The sequence below is a fragment of the Halomonas sp. KM007 genome, assembly GCF_050709225.1.
Classification (GTDB): domain Bacteria; phylum Pseudomonadota; class Gammaproteobacteria; order Pseudomonadales; family Halomonadaceae; genus Vreelandella; species Vreelandella hamiltonii.
Window position 1 is genome coordinate 2316440 of record NZ_CP136131.1, and the last position, 25139, is coordinate 2341578.

Annotated in this window: 20 protein-coding genes; 6 read left to right on the forward strand and 14 right to left on the reverse strand. The window is 60.5% G+C overall.

The features are described 5' to 3' along the window. Window positions 1–270: 270 nt before the first annotated feature. From RVM27_RS10920 to RVM27_RS10930, 3 genes are read left to right on the forward strand one after another with little or no spacing between them, the layout of a single operon-like run. On the forward strand, window positions 271–1713 hold the full coding sequence (locus tag RVM27_RS10920) for a GGDEF domain-containing protein (RefSeq protein WP_193461457.1): 1443 nt from the start codon (window positions 271–273) through the stop codon (window positions 1711–1713). Then, the gene (locus tag RVM27_RS10925; RefSeq protein WP_256357522.1) at window positions 1703–2602 is read left to right on the forward strand and encodes an amino acid ABC transporter substrate-binding protein; all 900 of its coding nucleotides are present in this window, start codon (window positions 1703–1705) and stop codon (window positions 2600–2602) included. Before RVM27_RS10920 ends, RVM27_RS10925 begins: the two co-directional genes overlap by 11 nt. A gap of 10 nt (window positions 2603–2612) precedes the next feature. Next, the gene (locus RVM27_RS10930; protein ID WP_498956564.1) at window positions 2613–3536 is read left to right on the forward strand and encodes an amino acid ABC transporter substrate-binding protein; all 924 of its coding nucleotides are present in this window, start codon (window positions 2613–2615) and stop codon (window positions 3534–3536) included. On the opposite strand, the gene RVM27_RS10935 is transcribed toward RVM27_RS10930, so the two are convergent. The 3 genes from RVM27_RS10935 to RVM27_RS10945 are packed head-to-tail and all read right to left on the reverse strand — an operon-like array spanning window position 3533 to window position 6580. Further along, entirely contained in the window at window positions 3533–4384 is an 852-nt protein-coding gene (locus tag RVM27_RS10935; protein ID WP_498956565.1) for an ABC transporter ATP-binding protein, read from the reverse strand. The two genes, RVM27_RS10930 and RVM27_RS10935, sit on opposite strands and share 4 nt — an antisense overlap. A 16-nt stretch (window positions 4385–4400) precedes the next feature. Next, entirely contained in the window at window positions 4401–5252 is an 852-nt protein-coding gene (gene ntrB, locus RVM27_RS10940) for a nitrate ABC transporter permease (RefSeq protein ID WP_039175127.1), read from the reverse strand. 23 nt (window positions 5253–5275) lie between these two features. Beyond that, entirely contained in the window at window positions 5276–6580 is a 1305-nt protein-coding gene (locus RVM27_RS10945) for a CmpA/NrtA family ABC transporter substrate-binding protein (protein ID WP_498956566.1), read from the reverse strand. 477 nt (window positions 6581–7057) lie between these two features. Between RVM27_RS10945 and RVM27_RS10950 the strand changes: the two genes are divergently transcribed. Then, a complete protein-coding gene (locus tag RVM27_RS10950) occupies window positions 7058–8746 on the forward strand; it encodes a methyl-accepting chemotaxis protein (protein ID WP_498956567.1) in 1689 nt (562 codons plus the stop codon). 112 nt (window positions 8747–8858) lie between these two features. Here the strand turns inward: RVM27_RS10950 and RVM27_RS10955 are convergent, their stop codons facing one another. The 5 genes from RVM27_RS10955 to RVM27_RS10975 all read right to left on the reverse strand — a co-directional run bounded on the left by RVM27_RS10955 (window position 8859) and on the right by RVM27_RS10975 (window position 15013). Beyond that, entirely contained in the window at window positions 8859–9701 is an 843-nt protein-coding gene (locus RVM27_RS10955; RefSeq protein WP_498956568.1) for a substrate-binding domain-containing protein, read from the reverse strand. A gap of 199 nt (window positions 9702–9900) precedes the next feature. Next, on the reverse strand, window positions 9901–11244 hold the full coding sequence (gene preA, locus RVM27_RS10960; protein ID WP_498956569.1) for an NAD-dependent dihydropyrimidine dehydrogenase subunit PreA: 1344 nt from the start codon (window positions 11242–11244) through the stop codon (window positions 9901–9903). After that, window positions 11241–12620: an NAD(P)-dependent oxidoreductase gene (locus RVM27_RS10965; protein WP_498939150.1), complete on the reverse strand. Its 1380-nt coding sequence runs from the start codon at window positions 12618–12620 to the stop codon at window positions 11241–11243. Before RVM27_RS10965 ends, preA begins: the two co-directional genes overlap by 4 nt. Window positions 12621–12672: 52 nt before the next feature. After that, window positions 12673–14112, reverse strand: coding sequence for a dihydropyrimidinase (hydA, locus tag RVM27_RS10970; RefSeq protein ID WP_498939148.1), 1440 nt, complete (start codon window positions 14110–14112; stop codon window positions 12673–12675). A 34-nt stretch (window positions 14113–14146) separates the two neighbouring features. Continuing rightward, window positions 14147–15013, reverse strand: a complete 867-nt coding sequence (locus RVM27_RS10975; RefSeq protein ID WP_230834555.1) for a nitrilase-related carbon-nitrogen hydrolase — start codon at window positions 15011–15013, stop codon at window positions 14147–14149. A 612-nt stretch (window positions 15014–15625) separates the two neighbouring features. Here RVM27_RS10975 and RVM27_RS10980 point away from each other — a divergent pair. Further along, a complete protein-coding gene (locus RVM27_RS10980) occupies window positions 15626–17143 on the forward strand; it encodes an NCS1 family nucleobase:cation symporter-1 (protein ID WP_498939144.1) in 1518 nt (505 codons plus the stop codon). Window positions 17144–17340: 197 nt separating this feature from the next. Here the strand turns inward: RVM27_RS10980 and RVM27_RS10985 are convergent, their stop codons facing one another. Next, complete coding sequence (locus RVM27_RS10985; RefSeq protein WP_498956570.1) at window positions 17341–18246, reverse strand: LysR family transcriptional regulator; 906 nt, start codon at window positions 18244–18246, stop codon at window positions 17341–17343. Between the two features lie 329 nt (window positions 18247–18575). Here RVM27_RS10985 and RVM27_RS10990 point away from each other — a divergent pair, with 329 nt between their 5' ends. Next, complete coding sequence (locus tag RVM27_RS10990; RefSeq protein ID WP_498956571.1) at window positions 18576–20318, forward strand: putative bifunctional diguanylate cyclase/phosphodiesterase; 1743 nt, start codon at window positions 18576–18578, stop codon at window positions 20316–20318. Here the strand turns inward: RVM27_RS10990 and RVM27_RS10995 are convergent. The 5 genes from RVM27_RS10995 to RVM27_RS11015 are packed head-to-tail and all read right to left on the reverse strand — an operon-like array spanning window position 20292 to window position 25035. Next, window positions 20292–21293: a CobW family GTP-binding protein gene (locus tag RVM27_RS10995; protein ID WP_498939140.1), complete on the reverse strand. Its 1002-nt coding sequence runs from the start codon at window positions 21291–21293 to the stop codon at window positions 20292–20294. The genes RVM27_RS10990 and RVM27_RS10995 overlap by 27 nt on opposite strands. 28 nt (window positions 21294–21321) lie before the next feature. After that, window positions 21322–22314, reverse strand: a complete 993-nt coding sequence (gene moaA / locus RVM27_RS11000) for a GTP 3',8-cyclase MoaA (protein WP_498956572.1) — start codon at window positions 22312–22314, stop codon at window positions 21322–21324. Further along, on the reverse strand, window positions 22311–23564 hold the full coding sequence (gene moeA, locus RVM27_RS11005; protein ID WP_498939136.1) for a P-loop NTPase family protein: 1254 nt from the start codon (window positions 23562–23564) through the stop codon (window positions 22311–22313). Before moeA ends, moaA begins: the two co-directional genes overlap by 4 nt. Next, on the reverse strand, window positions 23561–24181 hold the full coding sequence (mobA, locus tag RVM27_RS11010) for a molybdenum cofactor guanylyltransferase MobA (RefSeq protein WP_044630049.1): 621 nt from the start codon (window positions 24179–24181) through the stop codon (window positions 23561–23563). The genes moeA and mobA overlap by 4 nt, the downstream gene beginning before the upstream one ends. Next, window positions 24178–25035: a formate dehydrogenase accessory sulfurtransferase FdhD gene (locus RVM27_RS11015; protein WP_054641250.1), complete on the reverse strand. Its 858-nt coding sequence runs from the start codon at window positions 25033–25035 to the stop codon at window positions 24178–24180. The genes mobA and RVM27_RS11015 overlap by 4 nt, the downstream gene beginning before the upstream one ends. Between the last annotated feature and the right edge of the window lie 104 nt (window positions 25036–25139).

Here is a 25139-nt window from a genome sequence, read left to right on the forward strand (position 1 = left end):
TCGATACGTCGTCGCGTGTCATGGTCAAGAAAGATGCAGCAAGCCGCATGCCAATCAGGCGTGGTCAGGTAACAAGAAACGTTTAAATTTTTAGCTACTCGTGCGCGTCTTTAATGGTAGTTTGCGAAAAGAAGACAGGAATAACGAGCGCGCACGCGCACCACAAGGTAACGAGCGCTCTGCATGGCGTGGCGCTAACGTGCCATTGACAGGATCGATGATCAGCAATGGGCGATGTGGCAAGACGTGGCTGAGGGGGAGTCGGCCAATATGAAACCATCAAGCTCGGAAGAGCCACCGTCGCCAGCCGTCCGGTTGCCCTGGTACCGGACGCTGGTCGGTAAAGTGGCGGTATTCATGGTGCTGGGGGTAGTCTTTGCCTACTCCATGGGGGCCTTGCTGGGCTTTGCCATCGTGGAGCGCAGTGCACGCGAACAGTGGGCCCGGGAAGCGCTGGTGAATGCCCAGATCGTGAGCGCCACGATTCGGCGTATCTACACGAATGTCGCGGTACGCACGGACCTCTCAGGCCAAGTGACGCACCTGGTGTCCGAACAGCCCATTGGTGATGAAGACTCGGTGCTCAGCACGGGGTTCAGCCCCGTGGATGTGTTGGCGCTGGCGAGTGCGCAAACGCGCCACAACGTCTGGCTGTTTTCACGTTTGCCAGATGGCGGCTTCGCCATGGTCGCCGATGCCCACCACGGTGAAGAGACCACGCTCGAACTCCCCCACGTCCCAGAGCTGTCGCTGGCTGCTTCTGGCAGTGAGCTGTACGTGGGCTTTGCCCGGCTTGGCGAACAGGAGCACTTCATCAGCGCATTGCCCATCGTGTCTCCTCAGGGGGAGTTATGGGGGGTGTCGGTTGCCACCATTGGCACCAAGGCGACGCTGTACCAGGTGCACCGCGAGCTTCTGCTGAAAGTCGTCGCCTCACTGGGCATCGTGCTGTTGGCCACGGCCTTGCTGTTGAGCCTGCTGATGCATCAGCTGTTCAAGCCCGTGCCGCGTCTGATCAAGGCGTTGACGCATATTTCCCATAACCGAACCGAGCAGGCAACGCCCTACACACAGCGCCAGGATGAGATTGGCTGTATGGCCCAGGCCATTGAAGCGTTACGCAAAAAAGTCGTCGAGCGCGAGCTGCTGCTTGAGGTCAAGGAGGAGGCGCTCAAGTTCCAGCACCTGGCGCACCACGATGCGCTGACCAAGCTGCCTAACCGTGTTCAGTTCAACGAGGCCTTGCAGGTCGCCGTCGCGCAGCTGTCGGGAGGCGAGCGCTTCAATGTGATGATTTTTGACCTGGATCGCTTCAAGGCCGTCAACGATACGTTAGGGCATGCCGCCGGGGATGAACTGCTGGTCCAGGCCAGCCGACGGGTACAGCGGCTGTTGGCCGAGCGTGAGCTGGTGGCGCGCCTGGGAGGCGATGAGTTCGCGATTCTCCAGCCTGTTCACCACCATGCGCTGGACGAAGCCAGTGTGCGGGCAGGGCGGCTGGTCGCTGCGCTGCGCGAACCCTTTGACCTGCAGGGAGAGCGCGTCCAGATCGGTGTCAGCATCGGGATTGCCCTGGCCCCACGGGATGGCGAAAGCAGCCATACGCTGTTGCGCAGTGCCGATGTGGCGCTTTACGCCGCCAAGGCCATGGGTCGAGGGCGTTATCAGGTGTTCAGTAGCGGCATGACCATGGGAGCCAGCCATGACGTGTAGCGTGATCGGGCGGTATATCGCGTTGATGGGCTTGCTGCTGCTGGCCATGGGCACGGCCAGTGCCCAGACAGGCCCGACGCTTGCGCGTATTCAGCAGGATCACACCATTCTGATTGGGCACCGAGAACACGAGGAGCCGTTCTCCTACGTGGTGGAAGGGCGGCCCATCGGCTACTCCATCGATATTTGCCAAGCAGTGGTCGACAGCATCAGCGCTCGGCTGGGTGGGCCTGCGCTGGCAGTCACCTTCGTGCCGGTGACGCCCGCCAACCGCTTCATCCTGCTGAGCAAGGGCGATATCGACCTTGAGTGTGGTGTGACGACCAATACCGCAGAGCGGCGTCGGCAGGCAGCATTTTCCTACCCCCATTACTTCAGTACTACCCGCTATGTGTCGCTGGCGAAGAATGCGCTGGATCGCATCGAAGACCTGACAGGGCGCAGCGTCGTATCGACCACAGGGACGCTCAATATCGAGCAGCTCAATGCCATGAACCGGGAGCAAAGCCTCAATATCTCGGTCATGCTAAGTCGCTCCCACGACGAAGCGTTCACCATGGTAGCTGCCGAGCAGGCGTCTGCGTTCGTGATGGACGATATCTTGCTGGCGGGCCTGGTGGCGTCCGATGCCTCTCCCGAGCGCTTTCATATCTCGTCGGAAGCGCTGAGTGACCCCGAACCGTATGGCCTGATGTTGCGCCGTGACGACCCCGAATTTTTAGCCTGGGTCAATGAAGCGTTACGCGCGCTCTATCAGAGTGGCGACATGCTGGCGCTTTATGAGAAGTGGTTCTTGTCTCCCATTCCGCCCGACCAGCAGGTGGTGGGGCTACCCATGAGCCCTCAGCTGGAGGCCGTTCTGGCACACCCGGAAGCATTCGCTGAGTAAGGAGTGAGTCATGTCACGAAGATACAGGCGCTGGTGGGTGGGGTTGATGGCCTCCTTGGGCGCCAGTGCGTTGGCGTTCGCTGCCGAGATCGACACCTTGAAACGCCTCAGGGAAACCGGCACGCTGCGAGTTGGCTATGGCGATACGGCGCCTTTTTCCTATGCGGATGATCAGGGCCGCGTGGTGGGGTATTCCATCGAGCTGTGTCAGCGGGTGGCGGAGCATTTACAGCAGCAACTGGCACTTCCCCACCTGGAGATCGAATACGTCTTCCGTACCCCGGGTAACCGGGTTCAATTATTGAACAGCGGTGTGATCGATATCGAATGCAATGCCAGTACGAATACGGCAGAGCGCCGCCGTAGTGCGGATTTTTCGCTGAGCCACTTTTTCGTCTCCGTGCGCTATGTTGCGCTGGCCAAACATGGGTTTGCCACGTTGCAGGATCTGGCGGGGCGCAGCGTCAGTGTGGCGCGGGGAACGGTGAACGTGGGGCAGATCAATCTGGCCAACCGCGAGCAGCGTTTGAACCTGTCGGTAGTGCCGATGGAAACGCTTCAGGAGGCTTTTGACCTGGTCACCCATGAGCGGGTGGCGGCGTTTGCCATGGATGACATTCTGCTGAGCACGATGATGGCAGAAACCGGCAACCCTGCGGCCTATCGCCTGTCGGAAGAGGCGATAACGGCGGAGGAGCCGCTGGGACTGCTGATGCGCCGAGGCGATGACGCTTTTGTCGAGCAGGTGAACCAGGCGCTGCGCCAGATCTATCAAAGCGATGAGATGCTGGCGCTTTACGAGCGGTGGTTCCTGCAGCCATTGCCCGGCAAGGAACTTGCTCTGAACGTGCCGCTGAGCGAAACGCTGAAAAACCACTTTGCCAATCCCCAGGCCTTCCCTCAGATCACCCCTCAGGCTGTTTTACAGGACTAGGCGCGGGCTTTTTTAGCCGTGGCAGTACTGGGGGCTTTCTCGCGTCGTTCGGCCAGGTGCTCTACCTTGCGCTGCTTTTCGTACAGGAAGCGCAGCACTTCCTGGCGGTAGCGGTTGTAGCGGGGGTCGTCGGCCAGCGCGATACGGTTGCGGGGGCGCGGCAGGTCGATGTCGAGAATTTCGCCAATGCGCGCCGAGGGGCCGTTGGTCAGCATCACGATACGATCAGACAGCAGCACGGCCTCATCCACATCGTGGGTGATCATGATGACGGTATTCCCCAGCTCGTCCTGAATGCGCATCACCTCTTCTTGCAGGTGGGCGCGTGTCAGCGCATCCAGGGCGCCAAACGGCTCATCCAGCAGCAGTACCTTGGGCTCCATGGCCAGAGCGCGGGCGATCCCTACCCGCTGCTTCATGCCGCCGGAAATCTCCGACGGGCGTTTGTCGAGGGCATGGGACATACCGACCATGTCCAGATTCTTGAGGATCCAGGCGTGGCGTTCGGCCTTGGTCTTGCGGCGGGCAAAGGTCTTGTTCACCGCCAGCGCCACGTTTTCGTACACCGTGAGCCAAGGCAGTAACGAGTGGTTTTGGAAGACCACGCTGCGGTCGGGGCCTGGCGCATTGACCTCCTTGCCATCCAGGATGACCGCGCCAGAGGTCGAGGAGGTGAGCCCGGCGATGATGTTGAGCAGGGTCGACTTGCCGCAGCCCGAATGGCCAATGATCGAGATGTACTCACCTTTGGCGACGCCCAGGTCGATCTCCTTGAGCACGTTGGTAGTGGCACCTTTGGTGGCAAAGGTCATGTCCACCTGCTCGACGCTTAAATAGTGTGAAGCCATGATCCAATCTCCTGGGTTAGCTTTGGGTGGTGCCACGGGTCACGCACTGGCCGATGAAGGCCACGATGCGGTCAAGAATGAAGCCCACGATGCCCACATAGATGAGTGCCAGCACGATGTCGCTGAGCATGGAGGCATTCCAGGCGTCCCAGATGAAAAAGCCGATGCCCACGCCGCCAATCAGCATCTCGGCGGCCACGATGGCCAGCCAGGAAAGCCCTACTCCAATGCGCAGGCCCGAGAAGATATAGGGTGCGGCGGCGGGCAGCATGATACGGGTGAAATACTCCATGCCGTTGAGGCGAATCACGCGGGCCACGTTGCGGTAATCCTCGGGGATATTACGCACCCCCACCGAGGTGTTGATGATGATGGGCCAGATGGCGGTGATGAAAATCACGAAAATGGCCGAAGGAGTGCTGTCCTGAAACCCGGCCAGTGAAATCGGCAGCCAGGCCAGCGGAGGCACGGTGCGCAGCACCTGAAACACGGGGTCGAGGCCACGCAGGGCCCAGGTCGATTGGCCCACCAGCACGCCCAGGCTGATACCTACCACCACCGCCAGCAGGTAGCCATAGGCCACGCGTTCCAGGCTGGCCAGAATCTGCCAGCCCATGCCCTTGTCGTTGCCGCCGTAGTCGTAGAAGGGATGAATGATCAGCTCCCAGGTATCGTTGAGCACCTGCGAGGGCGGCGGCAGCGCCGCGCCAGGATGGGAGCACAGCGCTTCCCACAGGCCGATCAGAATGGCCAGCACGACCACCGGCGGCAGCACGTTCTTGACCAGGGTATCGCGCAGGCGTAGCAGCACAGGGTGCACGCCTGGCATGGGGGTAGATAGCGTATTCGCTCTTGATGAAGTCGTCATGAGGTTCTCCCAGGCTGCCTGGCTCAGGCCAGCGCCTTGATCTCCAGGCTATCGAGGTAGGCTTGCGGGTTTTCCGGATCGAAGACCTTGCCGTCGAACAGCGTTTCGACGCCGCGAGAGGTGGAGTCCGGAATGTCTGCCGAGGCCACGCCGAGGGCGTGAGCGGCTTCTCGCCACAGGTCTTCGCGGTTGACCTGCTCGATCAGGGCCGCGCTGTCGAAGTCCTGCGGCAAGTAGCCCCAGCGCTTGTTCTCGGTCAGGAACCACAGGTCGTGGCTCTTGAAGGGGTAGGAGGCGTGCTTGTCCCAGTAGCGCATCATGTGCGGATGGTTTTCCACGACGCGCCCGGTGCCGTAATCGAAGTTGCCCTGAATACGGTCGATGAGGTCGGCATAAGGCGCATGAATCCAGCGGCGGCGTGAGCAGATCTGGGCCATCTCCTCGTGGTTTGCCGGGTCTTCGCACCATATTTGCGCTTCCATGATGGCCATCAGCAGCGCTTTGGTGGCGTTGGGGTGGGCTTCGACGTAGTCGCTGCGCATGGCGAAGGCTTTTTCCGGGTGGTCGTTCCACAGCTCGCCGGTGGTATTGGCGGTGTAGCCGATGCCCTGGTTGATCAACTGCTGGTTCCAGGGCTCGCATACGCAGAAGGTGTCCATACTGCCCACCCGCATGTTGGCCACCATCTGGGCCGGCGGGATGGTAATGGTGGAGATGTCGCGGTTGGGGTCGATGCCCCCGGCGGCCATCCAGTAGCGAATCCACATGTCGTGGGTGCCGCCGGGGAAGGTCATGGCAGCGCTGACTTCGCTGCCTCCACTGCGCTTTTCCGCCAGGGCCTGGGCAAACTCACGGGTATCCAGCGCGACCTTGAGGTCGGCGTACTCATCGCCCACCGAGATGCACTGCCCGTTGAGATTGAGGCGCGCCAGAATGCTCATCGGCACGGGAATGTTGTTGGGGGTCATGGCACCGCTGGCGATCAGGTAAGGCATGGGCGTCAGGATGTGTGCGCCATCGATCCCGTTACGCTGGGAACCCAGCACCAGGTTGTCTCGGGTGGTCCCCCAGGAAGACTGCTTGAGAACTTCCACATCGGTCATGCCGTGCTTGGCAAAAAATCCTTTTTCATCGGCCACGAACAGCGGCGCTGCATCCGTCAGCGCAATGAAGCCGAGTTTGGCCGACGTGGTTTCCAAAGCGCCGTTGGCAAAAGCCCAGCTCATGGGCAGGCTGCTGAGCACGGCAGAGCCTCCCACCACGGCGGCGGAGCTTTTGAGAAAGTGGCGACGTTCCGGTGAGTGGGACGAAGTGATTTTTTTGCGCATGACACGGTTCCTGCCCTTTGGAGACAAAAACGGCGCCTGCAATCAGCCCCGTTGAGGAGCTGTTGCAGACGCCGTTGTCTGTTGATCATCTTTTTTTATCGCCGGGCCCACGTTGGCCCAGTTTGCTATCCCCTTGTCTTGTGCAGCTAACATGCCAAATGGCTTAGTCGTTTTTGCGAAATATCAGCTTTTCAAAAGGTTAGTCATAAGAGTCGAAGAGACGTCTTGTTCTCGAAGGAGGCAGGGATGATGCGGTGCAGCGTAGAAATGGTGCAGTTTTGGCGAAGTTGCACGAAAAAGAAGCAGGATTGTTAGCAAGTTATCAATAACGTCAAACAATGTGAACCCTATTGTCAAGATGGTAACTTCCCAACAGAATGTGATTAACGCATTGAGGCTCGGTAACGGGCATCACATTCAAGGAAAGGGATTTCTCGACTGGGCTGGCAAACGTTGGTTGGTCAGCGAGGGGGTAACATGAACAAGCTATTGGCAAACATCTCGGTAAAAACAGGTCTGACCGTTGTACTGGCCATCTTTGGTGTATTGATCATGGTAGTTGCTTTTATCGCTCATTTATCAGGCGAAAGGGGCGCGCGCTCGCTAGTAGTACTGGATACCATTTCGATGGATCAGATGTTGCCGCTTGCACGTGTTCAACGTTCGGTGGGGTTTTCTCAGTTGGCTTACATGAACGCTGTCGTAGCGGCTAAGGATGGGCAGCGTCAGCAAGCTCAGTCCTATCTGGCGGAGGCCGACGGCTTCTTGCAATCAGCCCAGCGCTACTTTGCCGAGTTCGAGGCTTCGTCCCCCCGTGACATCAATGGCGAATTGGCCGATGCCGTCATTACCGACTTTCATGCGGTCATGCAGCAAGGGCTTGTGCCGCTCGCTGCTGCGGTCACCTCTGGTAATGACGTACAGTTGATGAGTATACGGCAAACCCTTAGTTCTCTTAACCAGGAGTTAATCTCATCGAGCATGGCGTTCAATGACTTCCTCAAGGATTACGGTGATCAATTGCTGGCCAACTATGAACGCGACGTGCAAATGTTCGCTTACATCGATATCGCCGTGATCATCGTTGCGCTTTTGACCATCGTGCTGGTGCGTATGGCCATGGTGAGGTCTATCGTCAAGCCGCTGGACGAGGCCGTGGTGCATTTCGAGCGCATTGCCGAAAATAATCTGTCAACTCGCGTGGACCTGCGCGGCAGCAATGAAATTGGCAAGCTGTTCAGCGCCATGCAGCGCATGCAGAGTGGTCTGGCGGCCACGGTAGCGACCGTGCGCGACAGCAGTGGCTCGATCTACATCGGCGCACGAGAAATTGCCGGGGGCAACGCGGATTTATCGTCCCGCACCGAGCAGCAGGCGGCCTCCTTGCAGGAAACCGCCGCCAGCATGGAGCAGTTGACCCAAACCGTGAAGCAGAACGCCGATAACGCACGTCAGGCCAGCACGCTGGCCAATGATGCTTCGGGTAAGGCGGTAGAGGGCGGCGACGTGGTCGATCAGGTCATCTCGACCATGCACGGGATTTCTTCGAGCTCCCAGCAGGTGGCCGATATCATCAACGTGATCGACTCGATTGCCTTCCAGACCAATATCCTGGCGCTCAATGCCTCGGTCGAGGCTGCCCGGGCAGGCGAGCAGGGGCGCGGTTTCGCGGTCGTCGCCAGCGAAGTACGCAACCTGGCCAGCCGCAGTGCCGAGGCGGCCAAGGAGATCAAGCGATTGATCGATGCTTCCACGGCGCAGGTCAATGAAGGCTCTCAACTGGTAGAAAAAGCCGGTGCCACCATGCGGGAAGTCGTCGGGTCGGTACGCCGAGTCACCGATATCATGGACGAAATATCGGCAGCCTCCCAGGAGCAGAGCGCGGGCATCGAGCAGGTCAATCAGGCCGTCGCTCAGATGGATGAGGTCATCCAGCAGAACGCAGCGCTGGTGCAAGAAGCTTCTGCGGCGGCCAGCTCGCTGGAGGAGCAGGCCGAGCGGTTGGAGGGCGTGGTGGCGGCATTCCGTCTGGAGCAGGGTAGCGAGCGTCGTCAGCCCGCGCTGACTACCCCGCAGCCCCGCGGCGAGCTGCTGCGCCCCCAGCTTACGGGTAAGCCGAAGTCCAACGCGGCCGCCAGTGCCGAGCAGGAGTGGGAAGCGTTTTGATAGGCTGACGTTATCTCTATGAGCCACAGAGCCCCGCCACCGTAAACCGGTGGCGGGGCTCTGTGTTTGGCACCTGCATGGTTAAGCAGCAAGCCGACTTTTCAGACAGAGCCTAGTTGAGCGCGCTGGCCACTTCCTCGATTTGCAGGGCCAGGCTATGCAGGCCGCCGCCAGAGAGGTACCAAAGCGCAGGGGTGAGCATCACCAGCTGGGCGTCCGTGCCCGCTTCCGTCCATTGCTGGCGAAGCTGCTCGGCGTCTGCGGGCTCGTTGCCAATGGCCGCACTGCGGTCGATCACCAGCACGATCTCAGGGTCGATCTCGGCAATGGCGTCAGCGGAAAGCGGCGTAAAGGTGCGTTCGCCACGTACTTCGGGGGTCACGCTCTCGGGCATCTCCAGGGCAGCAATGCCCAATACTTCATGAACCACCGGGTGCTGATTGAGCATCAGGTTGCCACCATTATGGGTGACCACCAGCGTCGTCGGGGCATCCTGCAATGTTTCCCGCTGGCGCTCGATTTCGCTATTCAGCGTCTGCAGGGCCTCTTCGGCTGCGTTTTCCACCGCCAGTTGGCTAGCCATTTCACGCACGTTGCGCTCGACGGAGTCAAGATACGCCTCACCGGTCACGCTGGCATCGAACAGCGGGGCGATCTCGCCCAGCGCGTCGGCCCACTCTGCCTGGCGGCCGGTGTGTACGATCAGCGTCGGGTTGGCCTCTGCCAGTGCTTCCATGTCGGGGGAGCGCAGGCCGCCGATGTCGGTGTAGCGGTCGGCGGCATACTGTTCGAGGTAGCTCGGTAAGCTGGCTTTGGGCACGCCCACCACCTGTTCACTCACCCCCAGGGCGGCCAGCGTATCCAGGCTGCCTAGATCAAACGTGGCAATGCGCTGGTCGGCGCTCGCGCCGGCGCTGGTCAGCAGTAGTGCAGTGGCGATGGCGGTTACTTTCATGAGAGGCCCTTTTTTGAGGAACACAGCTTTGAGAAACACAGCTGTTCTTTGAGAAATATAGCTATATGCAATAATTTCTCATCATCTCAGCAAGCAGCGGCGTTGTCGCGTGTTGAAAGGGGAACGGCACGTTGCAGAAAATGCGACCGCCTCCGTAGAGGCGGTCGTGGTGGCGCATGGTGATCAAGCAACCAGGCGACTAAGAGGCGACGCGGAAGGGGTTGCGCGGGTCGTCATCCCAGGCGAGGAAGGGCTTGCCGGTTTCCTGGGGCACCATGGTGATGCAGTTCTCCACCGGGCAGGTGATCTGGCACAGGTTGCAGCCCACGCACTCGTCTTCGATGACCTCGTAGCGGCGCGCGCCGTCCTGCTCGGTGAGCTTGGCAATCGACTGGTGAGAGGTGTCCTCGCAGGCGATATAGCAGCGGCCACACTCGATGCACAGATCCTGGTCGATATGGGCGATGGTCTTGAAGTTGATGTCCAGGTGCTTCCAGTCGGTGGTTTGTGGCACCGCCTTGCGGGAAAACGCTTCGATGGAGTCGTAGCCCTTCTCTGCCATCCAGCGGGAGAGGCCGTCTTTCATTTCCTCCACGATTCGGAAGCCATTGAGCATGGCAGCGGTGCACACCTGCACGCTGCCCGCGCCCAGGGCGATGAATTCCGCCGCATCCCGCCAGGTGGAAATCCCGCCAATACCGGAAATGGGCAGCGTGGGCGTGGCTGGGTCACGGGCAATTTCCGCCACCATGTTCAGGGCGATGGGTTTCACCGCGCTGCCGCAGTAGCCGCCGTGGGTGCTCTGATGGCCTACGGTGGGTTTGGCGACCATGTTGTCCAGATCGATGCTGGTAATGGAGTTGATGGTGTTGATCAACGAGACTGCATCGGCGCCGCCCCGCAATGCCGCCTGGGCACCCACGCGTATATCGGTGATGTTAGGGGTGAGCTTGACGATGACCGGTTTGGAGTAGTGCTTTTTACACCAGTAAGTGACTTTTTCGATCAAATCCGGGTTTTGGCCCACCGCCGCGCCCATGCCGCGTTCCGGCATGCCGTGGGGGCAGCCCAGGTTGAGTTCGATGCCGTCTGCGCCGGTGGCTTCCACCCGCGGCAGGATATAGGCCCAAGCTTCTTCGTTGCAGGGCACCATGATGGAAACGATCAGCGCGCGGTCCGGCCAATCCTTCTTCACCTGGGTGATCTCTTGAAGGTTGATCTCCAGCGAACGGTCGGTAATCAGCTCGATATTGTTGAAGCCGATCACCTCGCGGTTTTTGCCGTAGTGGGCCGAGTAGCGGGAGGAGACGTTCACGGCAGGCGGCTCTTCACCGAGGGTTTTCCATACCACGCCGCCCCAGCCCGCCTCATAGGCGCGCACCACGTTGTAGGCTTTGTCGGTGGGCGGGGCCGAGGCCAGCCAGAAGGGATTGGGGGCTTTGATACCGGCAAAGTTCACCGATAGATCGACGCCGTTCACCACGCTGTCGCCGCTGTTTTTCTTGCCTGGAAAAAAGAGGGTGTTGAAAGGTGTGGTGTTCATGCGGCCTCCTGCTGGGCGGCGAGCGCTTGATGGATGGCGTGGGCGGCCAGCTTGCCGTGCTGCACGGCCTGCACGGTGAGGTCCTGGCCGGGTTTGACGCAGTCGCCGCCAGCGTAAACGTTGGCCAATGAGGTCTGGAACAGCTCATTGACGTGGATGCGCTCGCCATCCCGGGCCAGTTCGGAGGCGGTGGCATCGCGTAGGCTGTCGCCCTCGAAGCCCTGGCCGATGGCGGTGAAAACGGCATCCGCCGCGATCTCGAAGGTCTCGCCCGTGGTGGAGAGTCGGCCCTGCTGCTCTGCGGTGTTGGCAAAACGCATGCCTGCCACTCGACCTTGAGCATCCAGCAGAATTTCGTCCGGCTGGGCCCAAGTCACCATACGCACGCCGTTGGCCTTGGCAATCTCCTGTTCGTGGTCGGTGGCGGACATCGCCTCAGTGCCACGGCGATACACCAGAGTGACCTCTTTGGCTCCCAAACGCGCCATTTGCGTGGCCATGTCGATGGCGGTATTGCCTGCGCCAATCACAATGCAGCGCTTGGCAACGGCTAGGCTGCCCAGGTCATCGGTTTGGCGCAGGGCCTTGATGTAGTCCACGGCGGGCATCAGGCCCGGTGCATCTTCGCCGGTCAGCCCCAGCGTGCGGCTGGCTCCCAGCCCCAACCCCAGAAATACGCTGTCGTACTGCTGGCGCAGGGTATCGAGAGTGAGGTTGTCGCCCAAGCGTTGGCCGTACTGGAGGTCGATGCCGCCAATGTCCAGCAGGAACTCGACTTCCTTGCGGGCAAAATCGTCGGTCATCTTGTAGCGGGCAATGCCGTACTCGTTGAGCCCGCCAGGCTTTTGCTCGGCCTCGAAGATGGTGACCTGGTGGCCCAACATGGCAAGACGATGGGCGCAGGAGAGCCCCGCAGGCCCCGCGCCCACCACGGCAACATGGCGGCCAGTGCTGGCGGCCCGCTTGAAGGGGTGGCTATCGAACTGCATGTGGTCGGTAGCATGACGCTGGAGCAAACCGATCAGTACCGGCTGGCACTCGGCGTCGTGGTTACGCACGCAGCTGCGTTCGCAGAGGATTTCCGTGGGGCACACTCGGGCGCAGCTGCCGCCGAGGATATTGGCTTCCAGAATAGTTGCTGCTGCGCCATTAATGTTGTTGTCACTGATCTGGCGGATGAAGCTGGGAATGTCGATGTCCGACGGGCAGGCCTCGACGCAGGGCGCGTCATAGCAGTACAGGCAGCGCTGGCTTTCGATGATGGCCTGGCGCGGCGCCAGCGGCGGATGCAGGTCGCTGAAGTTGCTTGCCAGCGTCGCTGGGTCGTAGGTGCCGACCTCTTTTGCGCTGGGCAGATGATCAAGTGAATGGGTCACGGTCGTTTCTCCCTGGTCCTTCTGGATCGTTCTGTTCTGCGTGGGGCGAGGCTCAGCGAGTAACCGCCACGGGGGCATTCAGCTCGGCACGCTTGGCCAGCAGCTCGAACACACCGGGGTAGGCGGGGCGCTTCAGGTAGCGTCCTGCGCCGCGTTCGGCGTGCAGCTCGCCATCCCGCCAGGTCCATTTGCCCTGGCTGATGGTATGACGGGCAATGCCGCGCACCGTCTTGCCCTCGAAAATATTGAAATCGACGTTCTGGTGGTGGGTCCTGGCGGAAATCGTGCGGGTGCCGTTGGGGTCCCAGACCACGAGGTCGGCATCGGCACCCACCTGAATCGCCCCTTTGCGCGGGTAGAGGTTGAAGATTTTGGCGGTGTTGGTGGAGGTGACCGCCACGAACTCCTGGGGCGAGAGCTTGCCGGTATTCACCCCTTCGTCCCACAGCACGGCCAGGCGGTCTTCCACACCCGCAGTGCCGTTGGGGATCTTGGTGAAGTCATCTTTCCCGGCGGCCTTCTGCTCTTCGCAGAAACAGCAGTGGTCGGTAGCGGTGGTTTGCAGATTGCCAGATTGCAGGCCATGCCAGAGCGCTTCCTGGTGGCCTTTGGACCGGAAAGGCGGGCTCATCACATGGGCGGCAGCAGTGGCCCAGTCCGGGTGCTGGTAAACGCTGTCATCGATCACCAGGTGCCCCGCCAGGCACTCGCCGAACACCGGGTGGCCCTGCTGGCGGGCGTAGGCGATTTCATCCACCGCGTCTTTGGTGGAGACGTGCACCAGGTAGACCGGCGCACCCAGGGTGGAGGCAATGCGAATCGCGCGGCTGGCGGCTTCGCCTTCCACCTGCGGTGGGCGGGAAAGCGGGTGGGCTTCCGGCCCGGTGATGCCTTGGGCCAGCAGTTTTTGCTGCATGTGGTAGACCAGCTCGCCGTTTTCGGCATGCACGGTGGGCACCGCGCCCAGCTCCAGGCAGCGGGAAAAGCTCTCCACCAGAATGTCATCGGTGGCCATGATGGCGCCCTTGTAGGCCATGAAGTGCTTGAAGCTGTTGACCCCGTGGTCGCGTACCAGGGTGCCCATTTCCTCTTTAACGCTCTCATCCCACCAGGTGATCGCCACGTGGAAGGCGAAGTCAGTGGCGGCTTTTTCCGCCCAGCCCTGCCAAGTCTCGAAGGCTTCCAGCAGCGACTGGCCGGGGCTGGGGATCACGAAGTCGATAATCGTGGTGGTGCCGCCCGCCATGGCGGCGGCGGTGCCGGTGTAGAAGTCTTCGCTGGCCACCGCGCCCATGAAGGGCATCTGCATGTGGGTATGGGGGTCGATGCCGCCAGGCATCACCAGTTGGTTGCTGGCATCGACGATCTCGCAGCCTTCCGGCACGTCCAGGTCGGTGCCAATGGCGTGGATTTTGCCATCGACACACAGCACATCGGCGCGGTAAGTGTCGGCGTGGGTGACCACCGTGCCGCCCTTGATCAATAAGCTCATGGTTCGCTCCTGTCGTTGTGTTTAGCCAGCAGAATCATTCACCGTCGGTGAGGCGGGTGTAGGTCTCGGGGCGGCGGTCGCGGAAGAACTGCCAGTTGTTGCGCACTTCGCGCACCATGTCTAAATCGATCTCATGCACCAGCAGCTCGTCTTCCGTGGCGCTGGCCTGGGCTTCGATCTTGCCGCGTGGGTTGACGATGTAGCTGGAGCCGTAGAAGTCGCCGATATTCCAGGGCGCCTCGGTGCCAACCCGGTTGATAGCGGCGATGAAGCAGCCGTTGGCAGCCGCAGAGGCGGGTTGCTCAAGCTCCCAGAGGTATTGGGAAAGACCGGCCACCGTGGCCGAAGGGTTGAAAATCACGTCGGCGCCGTTGAGCGCCAATGCCCGCCAGCCTTCCGGGAAGTGGCGGTCATAGCAGATGTACACGCCGATCTTGCCGTAGGCGGTATCGAAAACCGGCCAGTTGGATTTGCCTGGTTTGAAGAAGAATTTCTCCCAAAAGCCAGCCACTTGGGGAATGTGTGTCTTGTGGTATTTGCCCAGGTAGCTGCCGTCGGCATCGAACACGGCGGCGGTGTTGTAGTAAACGCCGGTCTCGGTCTCTTCATAGATAGGGACGATGATCACCATGCGGTGCTCTGCCGCGAGCTTTTGCATCATCTGGCAGGAGGGGCCTTCCGGCACTCGCTCGGCGGCGGCGTACCATTTGCTATCCTGGCTGGGGCAAAAATAGGGCTGATTGAACACTTCCTGAAAGCACAGCACCTGCACGCCTTGCTCGGCGGCTTGCTGAATCATGGGCAGGTGCGCTTCGTTCATCGCGTCACGAATGACGCCGGGTTCCTGATCTGTGCTGGTATTCAGGGCCATCTGGATCAGGCCAATCTTCATTTTCTGCATGGACTACCCCTCTTTTGTCATAACGCGACGACCTCCGAATGGATGGGAGGCCAGCTATGGGTGGCTTTTCTGCCGGTATCGATGAGTGGCAGAAAAGATCGCTAGGCGTGTCATGACATCGACTCATGGTCGAAACTTATAATTGTTAGCAAAGCTGTCAAGATAGACAGCTTTTTGAACATAGCGCTGGTTGAAGACGTTTTGCAAGAAGTTTTTATGAAAAGCCTGGCTGTCTTTCAAGTAACTGTTTTTGCTGTTTTTTAAGTTTTTTATTGGCCGTTTTTATCAATTTGGTGAGGTGTTGCACTATTATGGCGTTTCATTTTTATTTTTTTAAATCAATGATTTGTGTTTTATTTTTTGGTTTTTATATTGGTGTTTTGCATTCTTATGGTGCGTTTTATGAATGTGTCGCTACCCTGTTTAGGAGGTTTTAATTCCCGTGACTATAACAACAATGATACAGAGGGCTTCGTCTTTATATATGTCTGTTTAGTCAGCTTTGTGTTCAATGAGTTAGCGGTGAGCGCGTGGTTTTGGGCACGCTTATTGCTGCGCAACCTGTTGAACCTTTGAAGATAAAAAGGCAATGGCGAGGCTGAGGAGACAACGATGACGGCAGCTAAATCTCGAATGATCGATCAGCAGGGGTTGGTCGAACTGGCAGTGGAAGACGATGTGCGTGAAAGCCCACGCTTCAACGACGATATTGCGCCTACCGAAGCAAAAGAGCGTACCTGGAGTAAATGGAACATTGCGGCGCTGTGGGTCGGTATGTCGATCTGCGTGCCTACCTACACCCTGGGCGGCGTGCTCACGGCCTACTTTGGGCTGAGCGTTGGCGAGGCGCTACTGGCCATTCTGCTGGCCAATGTGATCGTGCTGATTCCGCTAACGCTGAACGCTTTTCCCGGCACCAAATTCGGCATTCCCTTTCCGGTGGTGCTGCGCTCTTCGTTTGGCATCCTGGGTTCCAACGTGCCCTGCCTGGTCAGGGCGCTGGTGGGCTGCGGCTGGTTTGGCATTCAAACCATGTTTGGCGGGCTGGCCATTCACCTGCTGCTGTCGGCGCTGTTTCCCGCCTGGGCGGCGCTGGGGGGCGTCGGCGAGGTGATTGGCTTCTTCGTGTTTGGCGCCATGAACCTGTACGTGGTGATTCGCGGGGCCGAGTCGATCAAGTGGCTAGAAACCCTGGCGGCACCGCTGCTGTTGGCCGTGGGGATCGGACTGATGATGTGGGCGTGGCCGCACATGTCGATGACCGAACTGCTGGCCCAGCCGCCGTCGCGCCCGGAAGGGGCTTCGGTGTATGGCTATTTCTTTGCTGGCCTGACGGCCATGGTGGGCTTCTGGGCGACACTGTCACTGAACATTCCTGATTTCAGCCGCTTCGCCAAGAGCCAGAAGGACCAGATCGTCGGGCAGATCCTGGGCTTGCCGTTGACCATGTTCTTCTTTGCTGCCCTGGGCGTGGTATTGACTGCCGCCTCGGAAACTCTGGTAGGCCAAACCGTGGCCGACCCGGTGCGCCTGATCGGCTATATCGACAGCCCTTTCTGGGTCATCATGGCCATGCTGCTGATCATCGTGGCGACCATCTCGACCAACACCGCTTCCAATATCGTCTCACCCACCAATGACTTTCAGAACATTGCCCCCAAGCTGATCAATCAAACCCGTGGCGTGCTGATGACCGGCGCCGTGGGGGTGCTGCTGATGGGCTACGACCTGCTGCAAAAGGCGGGGGTGGTGAGCCAGGGCGTTTCACTGGAGCAGATGTACTCCAACTGGCTGCTGGGCTACTCCAGCCTGCTGGGCCCGATTGCAGGCATCATGGCGGTGGATTATTTCCTGATCAAACGCCAGCGCCTGGATGTGCCTAGCCTGTACATGGACCACCAGGCTTACCCCGCGGTCAATATCGCCGGATTCATTGCCTTCGGCATTCCGGTGAGCCTGACCCTGCTGTCGCTGCTGACCGGTACCATGAACTGGTTCTATGACTACGGCTGGTTCACGGGCTCGGCGTTGGGGGCGCTGGTGTACTACGTCGCCAGCCGTACGCTGGCGTCGTCTCCCCAGGCAGGCCCTGTGCCGCTGATGGCCAGCGAGGCGGCTCGCCAGCCTTGATGCGGTAGCGCATGGCGCAGTCAGCTGTCGGGCAGAGCCTGGCGGGCTGCGCCGCTGGGCTTTGTACGAAAATTGCCTATGCTCGCCCATACGGCGTTAAAAATCGGCTCAAAGTACTCATTTACACCTTGTAAACTCCGTCTTTTCGCCGATTTTTGCCTTGTCTGGACATCGCTCGCCGACTTTTCGTACAAAGCCTAGTTGGCTTCCTTCACCAGCCCCAGGAAGGCATCCACCACGCGGTTGGGGCGGCGGTCATGGCGGGTAATCAGCACGAACGGGATGCGATACGCGTAGTGCTGGGGCAGCAGGGCGCGCATCTTGCCTGCGCTGACCCACTGGGCAGCCACGTGTTCGGGTAGAAAGCCAATGAAGCGCCCGGTCAGGATCAGGAAGGCGCCGCCTTCTCGGTCTGACGCAGAGGCTCGACGATTGAGTGCTTCGTGGGCCTGGCGGGCCTTTTCCGGTAGCGGGTAGCGGGGCTGTATGGCAGGGTGCTGGGCAATGTCGCCTGCTTCGAGCCTCTCGTCGGCCTGTGGAAACAAGGGGTGCTCGGCCGAGCAGTACAGGTATGACGGCTCGTCGTAAAGCCAGCGCGTCTCCAGGCTGGTCGGCAGGTTCACGGCAGGCACCACCCCGACGTGCAGGTGCCCATCCATGACGCCCCGGATCACCGCGTCAGAGGGTTCCATATGAATATTCACGGTCACCGCATGGTTGGGTGCCGTCAGCGCCGCCAGGGCGTGGGTAACGTTCATGGCGGGTAGCGTCACCAGGTTATCGGTGATGCCGATATTCAGCTCGCCCTTGATGGTGTGATGCAGTGCATTGACATCGCTTTTGAAGGTTTCGAGGGCGGTCAGCAGGGTCAGGCCGGCCTGGTAAATCTCCTTGCCTTCTTCGGTCAGGCTGAACCCACCGCGACCTCGCTGGCAAAGCGAAAACCCCAGTCGGCTCTCCAGGTCGCTCATGTGCTGGCTGATGGCCGAGCGGCTGATGCCCAGCGCCGTTTCTGCAGCGGTGAAGCCACCGCACTCCACCACGGTCTTGAAAATACGCACCAGGCGTATTTCGTAATCACTCATTTGCCCCAGAGATGCCATGGCTGCCTCGTTGCCTTGCCTGCTATACCGATATGCCGTTTTTGATGCTCTATTGTGCTAAAAATTGATATACATCAAAAAAGCATCGCGTCACACTTTAACAATCCCACCCGTGTTCCGGGCTGGTGTATCTTCCTCTGTCTTTTTTTCACTCTATCAGGTGCGCCCACGGGATGCCTGACGTGTTCCGGCAGGTGCAGCGCACTCGTCAGGTGGCCACGTTCGAGTATTCGCTGCCATTGGGCTAGCAGTCGCACGATTTTCATGCCACCTTGAGCCCTTTGGTGAGCAGCACCCAACAACCGGACGAATTAGAAGGAGCGCTTTCCGTGACCCGTGAGGTAACAGACGCAAAACGCGCCGAAGTGGAGCTGCAAATTGCTGCCGCTGCATTTCAGGCACATTTGGGCATCATGGTGACCGATGCACGGGGCACGATCCTGAAAGTGAACGACACTTTCAAGCGCATCACCGGCTACAGTGATGCAGAGGTCGTGGGCAGGAACCCACGCATGTTCAGCTCTGGGCACCACAATGCCGCCTTCTACCGACGCTTATGGCGCAGCGTACTCTCCACGGGAAGCTGGGAGGGAGAAATCTGGAACCAGCGCAAGAACGGCGAGCTGTTTCCCGAGTGGCTGACCATCAGTGCCGTGCACGACCGCAACGGCAGCTTGACCCACTATGTGGCCACCATGAGTGACATCAGCGAACGCAAGGCGGCCGAGCAGGAAATTCATCAGCTGGCGTTCTACGATCCGCTGACCGGCTTTGCCAACCGTCGCCTGTTCATCGACCGAATCGGCGTGGCTCTCAAGGAGCTGAATCGCCACCAGCGCTGCGGAGCGCTGATTCTGCTGGACCTGGATAGCTTCAATCATGTCAACGATACCCTGGGGCATCATATCGGTGATCGGCTGTTGCAGAACGTGGCACGTCGTTTTGGCCAGATGCTGCGCGATACGGACACTCTGGCGCGACTGGGCGGCGACGAATTTGCCGTGTTGGTCGAGGGAGTGGACGGCAGCCCGCGTAAAACGCAGGCGCTGGCCGAACACATTGCCAATAAGCTGATGGCAGCGCTGGATACCCCGATCCAGGTGGGGGATGAGCAGGCGTTGGTCACGGCCAGCGTGGGCATCACCGTCATGGCCGACAGCCAGCGCAGTGTCGATGATTATCTGCAGCAGGCGGACATGGCGCTTTCCCAGGCCAAGGCCAGTGGTCGACGCACGTTACGCTTTTTCGACCCCTCCATGCAGGCCGCGCTGCTGGCCAGAGTCAGGCTGGAGGCTGACCTGCGTCTGGCGCTGGATTACCAGCAGTGGCAGCTGCACTATCAGCCCCAGGTGGATGAACAGGGGCGCATCGTGGGCGTCGAAGCGCTGTTGCGCTGGCACCATCCTGAACGCGGGCTGGTGTCGCCCGGCGAGTTCATTCCGCTACTGGAAAGCACCGGCTTGATCAACGACGTAGGCGAGTGGGTGCTGGCGGCGGCCTGCCACCAGTTGGCTGCTTGGCAGCGCCAGCCGGGGTTCGAACAGCTGACCATTTCAGTCAACATCAGCCCTCTGCAGTTCCGCGAGAGCGATTTTCTACATCGAGTGGAGCAGGTGTTCCAGCGCACCCGAGCCCCGCTCGAGCGGTTGAAGCTGGAAGTCACCGAAACGCTGTTCGTCGACGCCCGAGACGATGCCCGCGACAAGATGCTGAGCCTGAAGGCGCGCGGCGTTCGCTTCTCGTTGGACGACTTCGGCACCGGCTACTCGTCGCTGGCGTATCTGGCACAGCTCCCGTTGGATCAGTTGAAGATCGACCAGTCCTTCGTCCAGCAGGTGCTCGAGAGCAGTGCCAATGCCGCCATCGTCGAAAGTACCATTGCTCTGGCCAAGAGCCTGAACCTGGATGTCATCGCCGAGGGGGTCGAAACCCCGGCGCATCAGGCATGGCTCATGGCCCATGGGTGCCATGCGTTTCAGGGGTATTTGTTCGGGCGACCCATGTCGGTGGAGGAAATGGAGCAGGCCGTACGCGCGCAATGTCCCTTACCGCCAGGCCCCCAAAGCGCGTAGCTGATCAGGAAGCGTCGTATCAGCCAGGGGCAGCGTGCCTTCAGGGATAATCACCTCCAACCGAGAGTCTTGTCGCCAGGCACTGGCGGCCACGCTCTGGGTGCCTTCGGCGCGGTTGAGCTGCTTCCAGCCATCGTCCGTATGAAAGACGCCCTTCACCCTGGCGGTGGCGGGTAGCTCGCTCATCCATAGCGCCAAACGGTCCAGGTCGAAACGCTCGGCGGGGTGCCAACGCACGCCGGTGCTGGTATAGCCCAGGGCACTGGCGGCCTGCTGCTGCGCCTTGCCTGGGGGCGGTGGGAAGTCGAAGAACGCCCCTTCGAGGCTGGGCCCCTGAGCAACCAGTGCCTGATGCGCGGCGGGCATGGCGGCTGGCGCCGCAGACCGAGGGGCCGAGGGGCTCAGCAGGCGGGCGATGGGCAAGGGGCCTTGCTGAGTGCTATGCACCCATTTGCGCGGCGGCCAGAGCGTGTCGATGAACTGCTCGGCCCGTGCATGCTGTTCGTCGCTGGCCATGTCGGCCAGAGTGATGACCACGGCATCGGCCATGGTCAGCTGATCTTGAAAAGTCTCATGCGCTCGCACGCGGGCTTCGTCCAGCCGACGCGGGTCGAGGGTGGCGATGATGTCCTGCACCGCCACCACGTCCCGGAAAGCCTCACCCTGCAGCAAATCCATCAGCCCGGCGGGGTGCCCAAGCCCCGAGGGCTCGATGATCACCCGGTCGGGTCTCTGGCGTGCCAGCAGATTGACCAGCGCCGCCTGCAGCACGAACGCCAGCTGGCAGCACAGGCAGCCGCCAGGCAGGCCCTTGACCACCACGTCATCACGGGCAGCGAACATGGTCTGGTCGATGCCGATCTGACCGAACTCGTTGACCAGAATGGCCCATTTTTCATGGGCGGGTTTCTGCTCGATCAGCTGATGAATCAGCGTGGTTTTCCCGCTGCCCAAAAAGCCGGTCACGATATGCACGGGTACGAGTGCCTCAAGCGCCAACGGCTCAACCTCCGGTCATGTTCATGAAGCGCACCACCTGAATATCACCATCGGTGGTGAAGTGGTGGCGCTCGGGTTTCAATGGCAGGGCGTCGATGATGGCCTGCTTGAGCGGTGCGATCTCGCCGGGATGACGGCGCAGCACCGCACGCAGGTCCACCGAGTGTTCATTGCCCAGACACAGCAGCAGGCGGCCCTCCACGGTGACGCGTACCCGGTTGCAGCTGTCACAGAAGTTATGGCTGTGGGGAGAGATGAAGCCCACGCGGCTGTCGCTGTCGGCCATCCTGAAGTAGCGTGAGGGCCCTGGCGTGCTTTCGGTGGTGGGGGTCAGCGAGTAGCGGGTTTCGATCAGCGCCTGCACGTCATCGCTGGAGTAGAAGGTCTCTGCTCGAGAGTGGTCCGATACATCCCCCAGCGGCATCTCCTCGATGAAGCTGATGTCCAGCTGCTCGCGGCGGGCAAAGCTCACCAGGTCGAGCACCTCGTCTTCGTTGCGCCCTTTCAGGATCACCGCGTTGAGCTTGATCCGAGTGAAACCAGCCTCTTTGGCTGCCTGAATGCCGTCCAGCACGCGGGTCAGCTCGCCCGTGCGGGTCAACTGCTTGAAGCGTTCGGGGTGCAGCGAGTCGAGGCTGATGTTGAGCCTGCGCAAGCCGCCCGCGTAAAGCCGCTTGGCATGCTTGCGCAGGCTCGCGCCGTTGGTGGTCATGGTGAAGTCATCCAGACCCGGCAGCGCGCCAATGTCGTCCACCAGCTGTTCGATGCCCTTGCGCACCAGCGGCTCCCCGCCCGTCAGGCGAATTTTCTCCACGCCCAGTTCGGTAAACGCGCGGGCCACCAGGGCCAGCTCCTCCAGAGTGAGCACCTGGGCGCGAGGCAGAAAGGTCATCTCTTCGCTCATGCAGTAGACACAGCGAAAATCACAGCGGTCGGTCACCGATAGCCGCACATAGCGAACTCGGCGGCCAAAATCGTCGATCAGTTGTTCGGTCATTGCCAGCTCGTTATCGGTTGTATGCAGACCACCTCGCCTGGCTGGGCACCTGCCTGGTCATCGCCAAGTTCGATCAGGCAGTTGGCGGCCACCATGGAGGTCAGAATCCCCGAGCCCTGGGCTCCGGTACTGCGCACATGCAGCGTACCCTGCGCATCGCAGTGGTAAACACCGCGGATGAAGTCAGTGCGCTGCAAGCGGCTCTTCAACGTGGTTTGGGCAATTGCCTCGAGCCGGGGCGGCGGCGCCGGGGGCAGGCCCTGCAACTGCCGCAGCAGCGGTACCACGAATTGCAGGAACGTCACCATGACCGCTACCGGGTTGCCCGGCAGGCCGATCAGGGGCGTTTGTGTAGCGCCCAGCTGTCCGCAGGCCATGGGCCGTCCGGGGCGTAGCGCTACCCGCCAGAAGGCCAGGCGGCCAAGCTTTTCCAGCGCCGCCCGAGTGTAGTCGGCATTGCCCACGGAAACCCCACCGCTGGTGATCACCAGATCGCTCTGGGTGGCGGCGCTGGCCAGTGCGGTTTCGATGGCGTCGAGATCGTCGGGGAGAATGCCCAGATCCAGCACCTCGGCCCCCTGCTCGGCGAGCAGGCCCATCAGGGTAAATCGGTTGGTGTCGTAGACGCCTGCGCTGGGGAGTGGGCCGCCCGGTGGCGTCACCTCGTTGCCGGTGGAGAAAATCGCCACCCGGGGGCGCCGATACACCGTGACGACGGCATGGCCCAGCGAAGCCACCAGCCCCATGCGAGCGGCGTCCAGTCGCGCGCCTGCGGCAAGGGCTACGCTGCCTTTGGCAATGTCTTCCCCGGCTTGGCGCACGTGTTGCCCGGCCGTCACCCGTTCGGGCGCATCGATGGTGGCGCTGGCGCCATCGTCGATCAGCTGTTCACGCATGATCACCGTATCGGCACCGCGGGGGATCGGCGCACCGGTGGTGATGCGCACGCACTGGCCCGCAGGCACCTCGCCGGCAAACGCCTGCCCGGCGAAGGCGTCCCCCACGATGGGGAAATGGGTGGTGTAGGGAGGCGCTTTGGGCCAGGCCAGGGCCACGCCATCCATGGCGGCGTTGGTGTTTTGCGGTACATCGATGGGCGCAATGATGTCCTCTGCCAGCTGGCGGCCAAAAGCGCTGCTCAAGGCGACCTGCTCGGTGGCCACCGGCGACGCCACCAGCGTCATCAGCGCCTCGCGGGCAGCATCGACGCTGAGCATCTGCTCGCCCAGTTCAAAACACGACAGGCTCATGGCGTCTCCTGGGAAGGCGTTGTCAGTGCCAGCTCCAAGCGGGCTTTCTCCTCTTCAGTATTGAGGTTGGCGAACGCTTCAGGGCAGTCAGACATATCCACCCGGCACCATGCGTGGCGCGCGTACCAGCGATCGATTTTACGCTCGCCTTCGGCCAGGGTGGCCGCTAAGTCGTCAGCCAGCGACGTACGTAGCAGCGCGACGACGGGGTGCAGGCGCTCGCCATCAAACGCCACGGCGATATCGTGCTCGACACCCTCCTGGGTAATACCTGCGACCATGCGCGCCACCAAATCGTGGGGCAGCGCAGGGGAGTCGCAGGGTGCGACCAGCAGCCACGGAGTTTGAGCCGCACGCAGGCCGCTGTAAATACCCATCAGCGGGCCTTTAAAGCCGCCTTCGGCATCTTCAATCACACGGTCGGCAAACAGCGCATACGCATCGCTATTACGGTTGGCGTTAATCACCAGCTCATGTACCTGGCCTTCGAAACGCTTGACGGTGTGTGCCACCAGCGGCAGTCCGGCAAATGGCTCTAGGCCCTTATCACGGCCACCCATGCGACGGCCTTCTCCGCCCGCGAGGATCATGCCAGTCAGTTCGTGCTTGGTGATCATATGCCTGCCTCCTTGGACGAGCGCGCGCTCGGCGGCTTGGGGGGAATGGCATCCAGCGTCAAGCGGCCAGCGGCGTTAATAGCTTGGAAGCCTTTGCCCTTCGCACGGGCAATCAGCATCACGCCGAAACGCTCGGCCAGCTCTACGCCTTTCTGTGTCACGCCTGAACGCGATACCAGTACGCTAATGCCCATTTGCGCGACTTTCAGCACCATTTCAGACGTTAAACGGCCGGTGGTGTAAAAAATATCGGCGCTACGGCTATCGGCTTGGTTAAGCCACTGGCGACCCGCCAGTGTGTCCACGGCGTTGTGGCGGCCCACGTCTTCGACGAAATCCAGCACCTGAGCTTGGTGGCACAGCGCGCAGCCGTGTACCGCGCCCGCGCTGCGGTAGGTGTCGTTATAGGTGTTCAAATTGGTCAACAGTTGATAGAGCGTCGATTGGGCCAGCGGTGTCTCAGGCAGCGCTGTGAGAGAAGTTTGCTCTAACAGTTTACCAAACACAGTGCCCTGACCGCAGCCCGTTGTGACAGTGCGCGTGCTAAGGCGCGCTTCCAAATCATCAGGCAGGTGGCGGGTAACGATCACCGCAGCCTCTACTTCCCAATCGACTTGAACCGCGGTTAAGTCCTCGGCGCTTCTTAATAGCCCCTGGTTGCGCAGGTAGCCTACCACTAGTGCCTCGGGGTCATCGCCTAGCGTCATCAGGGTGACAATTTCACGCTTGTTAAGATACACCGTAAGCGCACGCTCGGCGGCAATGGCCTGCGGGCGAGTGTCGCCGTAGGCATCCATGACATCAATGGTGGTCGTGGCCGGTAAGCGGGCTCGGCTTAACTGAAGGGCGGGCATGCGCAATCCTCACTGCTCCGCGTCACTGCCTCGCCCGATAGGCGCGGCGTTTAACGTAATAGTTGAGTAAAATAGTCTGAGTTGACGATGATGGCGCTCAAAAG

Coding starts and splice junctions, on each gene's coding strand:
- RVM27_RS10920 (WP_193461457.1), top strand. CDS start 271: ATGAAACCATCAAGCTCGGAAGAGCCACCGTCGCCAGCCGTCCGGTTG.
- RVM27_RS10925 (WP_256357522.1), top strand. CDS start 1,703: ATGACGTGTAGCGTGATCGGGCGGTATATCGCGTTGATGGGCTTGCTG.
- RVM27_RS10930 (WP_498956564.1), top strand. CDS start 2,613: ATGTCACGAAGATACAGGCGCTGGTGGGTGGGGTTGATGGCCTCCTTG.
- RVM27_RS10935 (WP_498956565.1), bottom strand. CDS start 4,384: ATGGCTTCACACTATTTAAGCGTCGAGCAGGTGGACATGACCTTTGCC.
- ntrB (WP_039175127.1), bottom strand. CDS start 5,252: ATGACGACTTCATCAAGAGCGAATACGCTATCTACCCCCATGCCAGGC.
- RVM27_RS10945 (WP_498956566.1), bottom strand. CDS start 6,580: ATGCGCAAAAAAATCACTTCGTCCCACTCACCGGAACGTCGCCACTTT.
- RVM27_RS10950 (WP_498956567.1), top strand. CDS start 7,058: ATGAACAAGCTATTGGCAAACATCTCGGTAAAAACAGGTCTGACCGTT.
- RVM27_RS10955 (WP_498956568.1), bottom strand. CDS start 9,701: ATGAAAGTAACCGCCATCGCCACTGCACTACTGCTGACCAGCGCCGGC.
- preA (WP_498956569.1), bottom strand. CDS start 11,244: ATGAACACCACACCTTTCAACACCCTCTTTTTTCCAGGCAAGAAAAAC.
- hydA (WP_498939148.1), bottom strand. CDS start 14,112: ATGAGCTTATTGATCAAGGGCGGCACGGTGGTCACCCACGCCGACACT.
- RVM27_RS10975 (WP_230834555.1), bottom strand. CDS start 15,013: ATGCAGAAAATGAAGATTGGCCTGATCCAGATGGCCCTGAATACCAGC.
- RVM27_RS10980 (WP_498939144.1), top strand. CDS start 15,626: ATGACGGCAGCTAAATCTCGAATGATCGATCAGCAGGGGTTGGTCGAA.
- RVM27_RS10985 (WP_498956570.1), bottom strand. CDS start 18,246: ATGGCATCTCTGGGGCAAATGAGTGATTACGAAATACGCCTGGTGCGT.
- moaA (WP_498956572.1), bottom strand. CDS start 22,314: ATGACCGAACAACTGATCGACGATTTTGGCCGCCGAGTTCGCTATGTG.
- moeA (WP_498939136.1), bottom strand. CDS start 23,564: ATGAGCCTGTCGTGTTTTGAACTGGGCGAGCAGATGCTCAGCGTCGAT.
- mobA (WP_044630049.1), bottom strand. CDS start 24,181: ATGATCACCAAGCACGAACTGACTGGCATGATCCTCGCGGGCGGAGAA.
- RVM27_RS11015 (WP_054641250.1), bottom strand. CDS start 25,035: ATGCCCGCCCTTCAGTTAAGCCGAGCCCGCTTACCGGCCACGACCACC.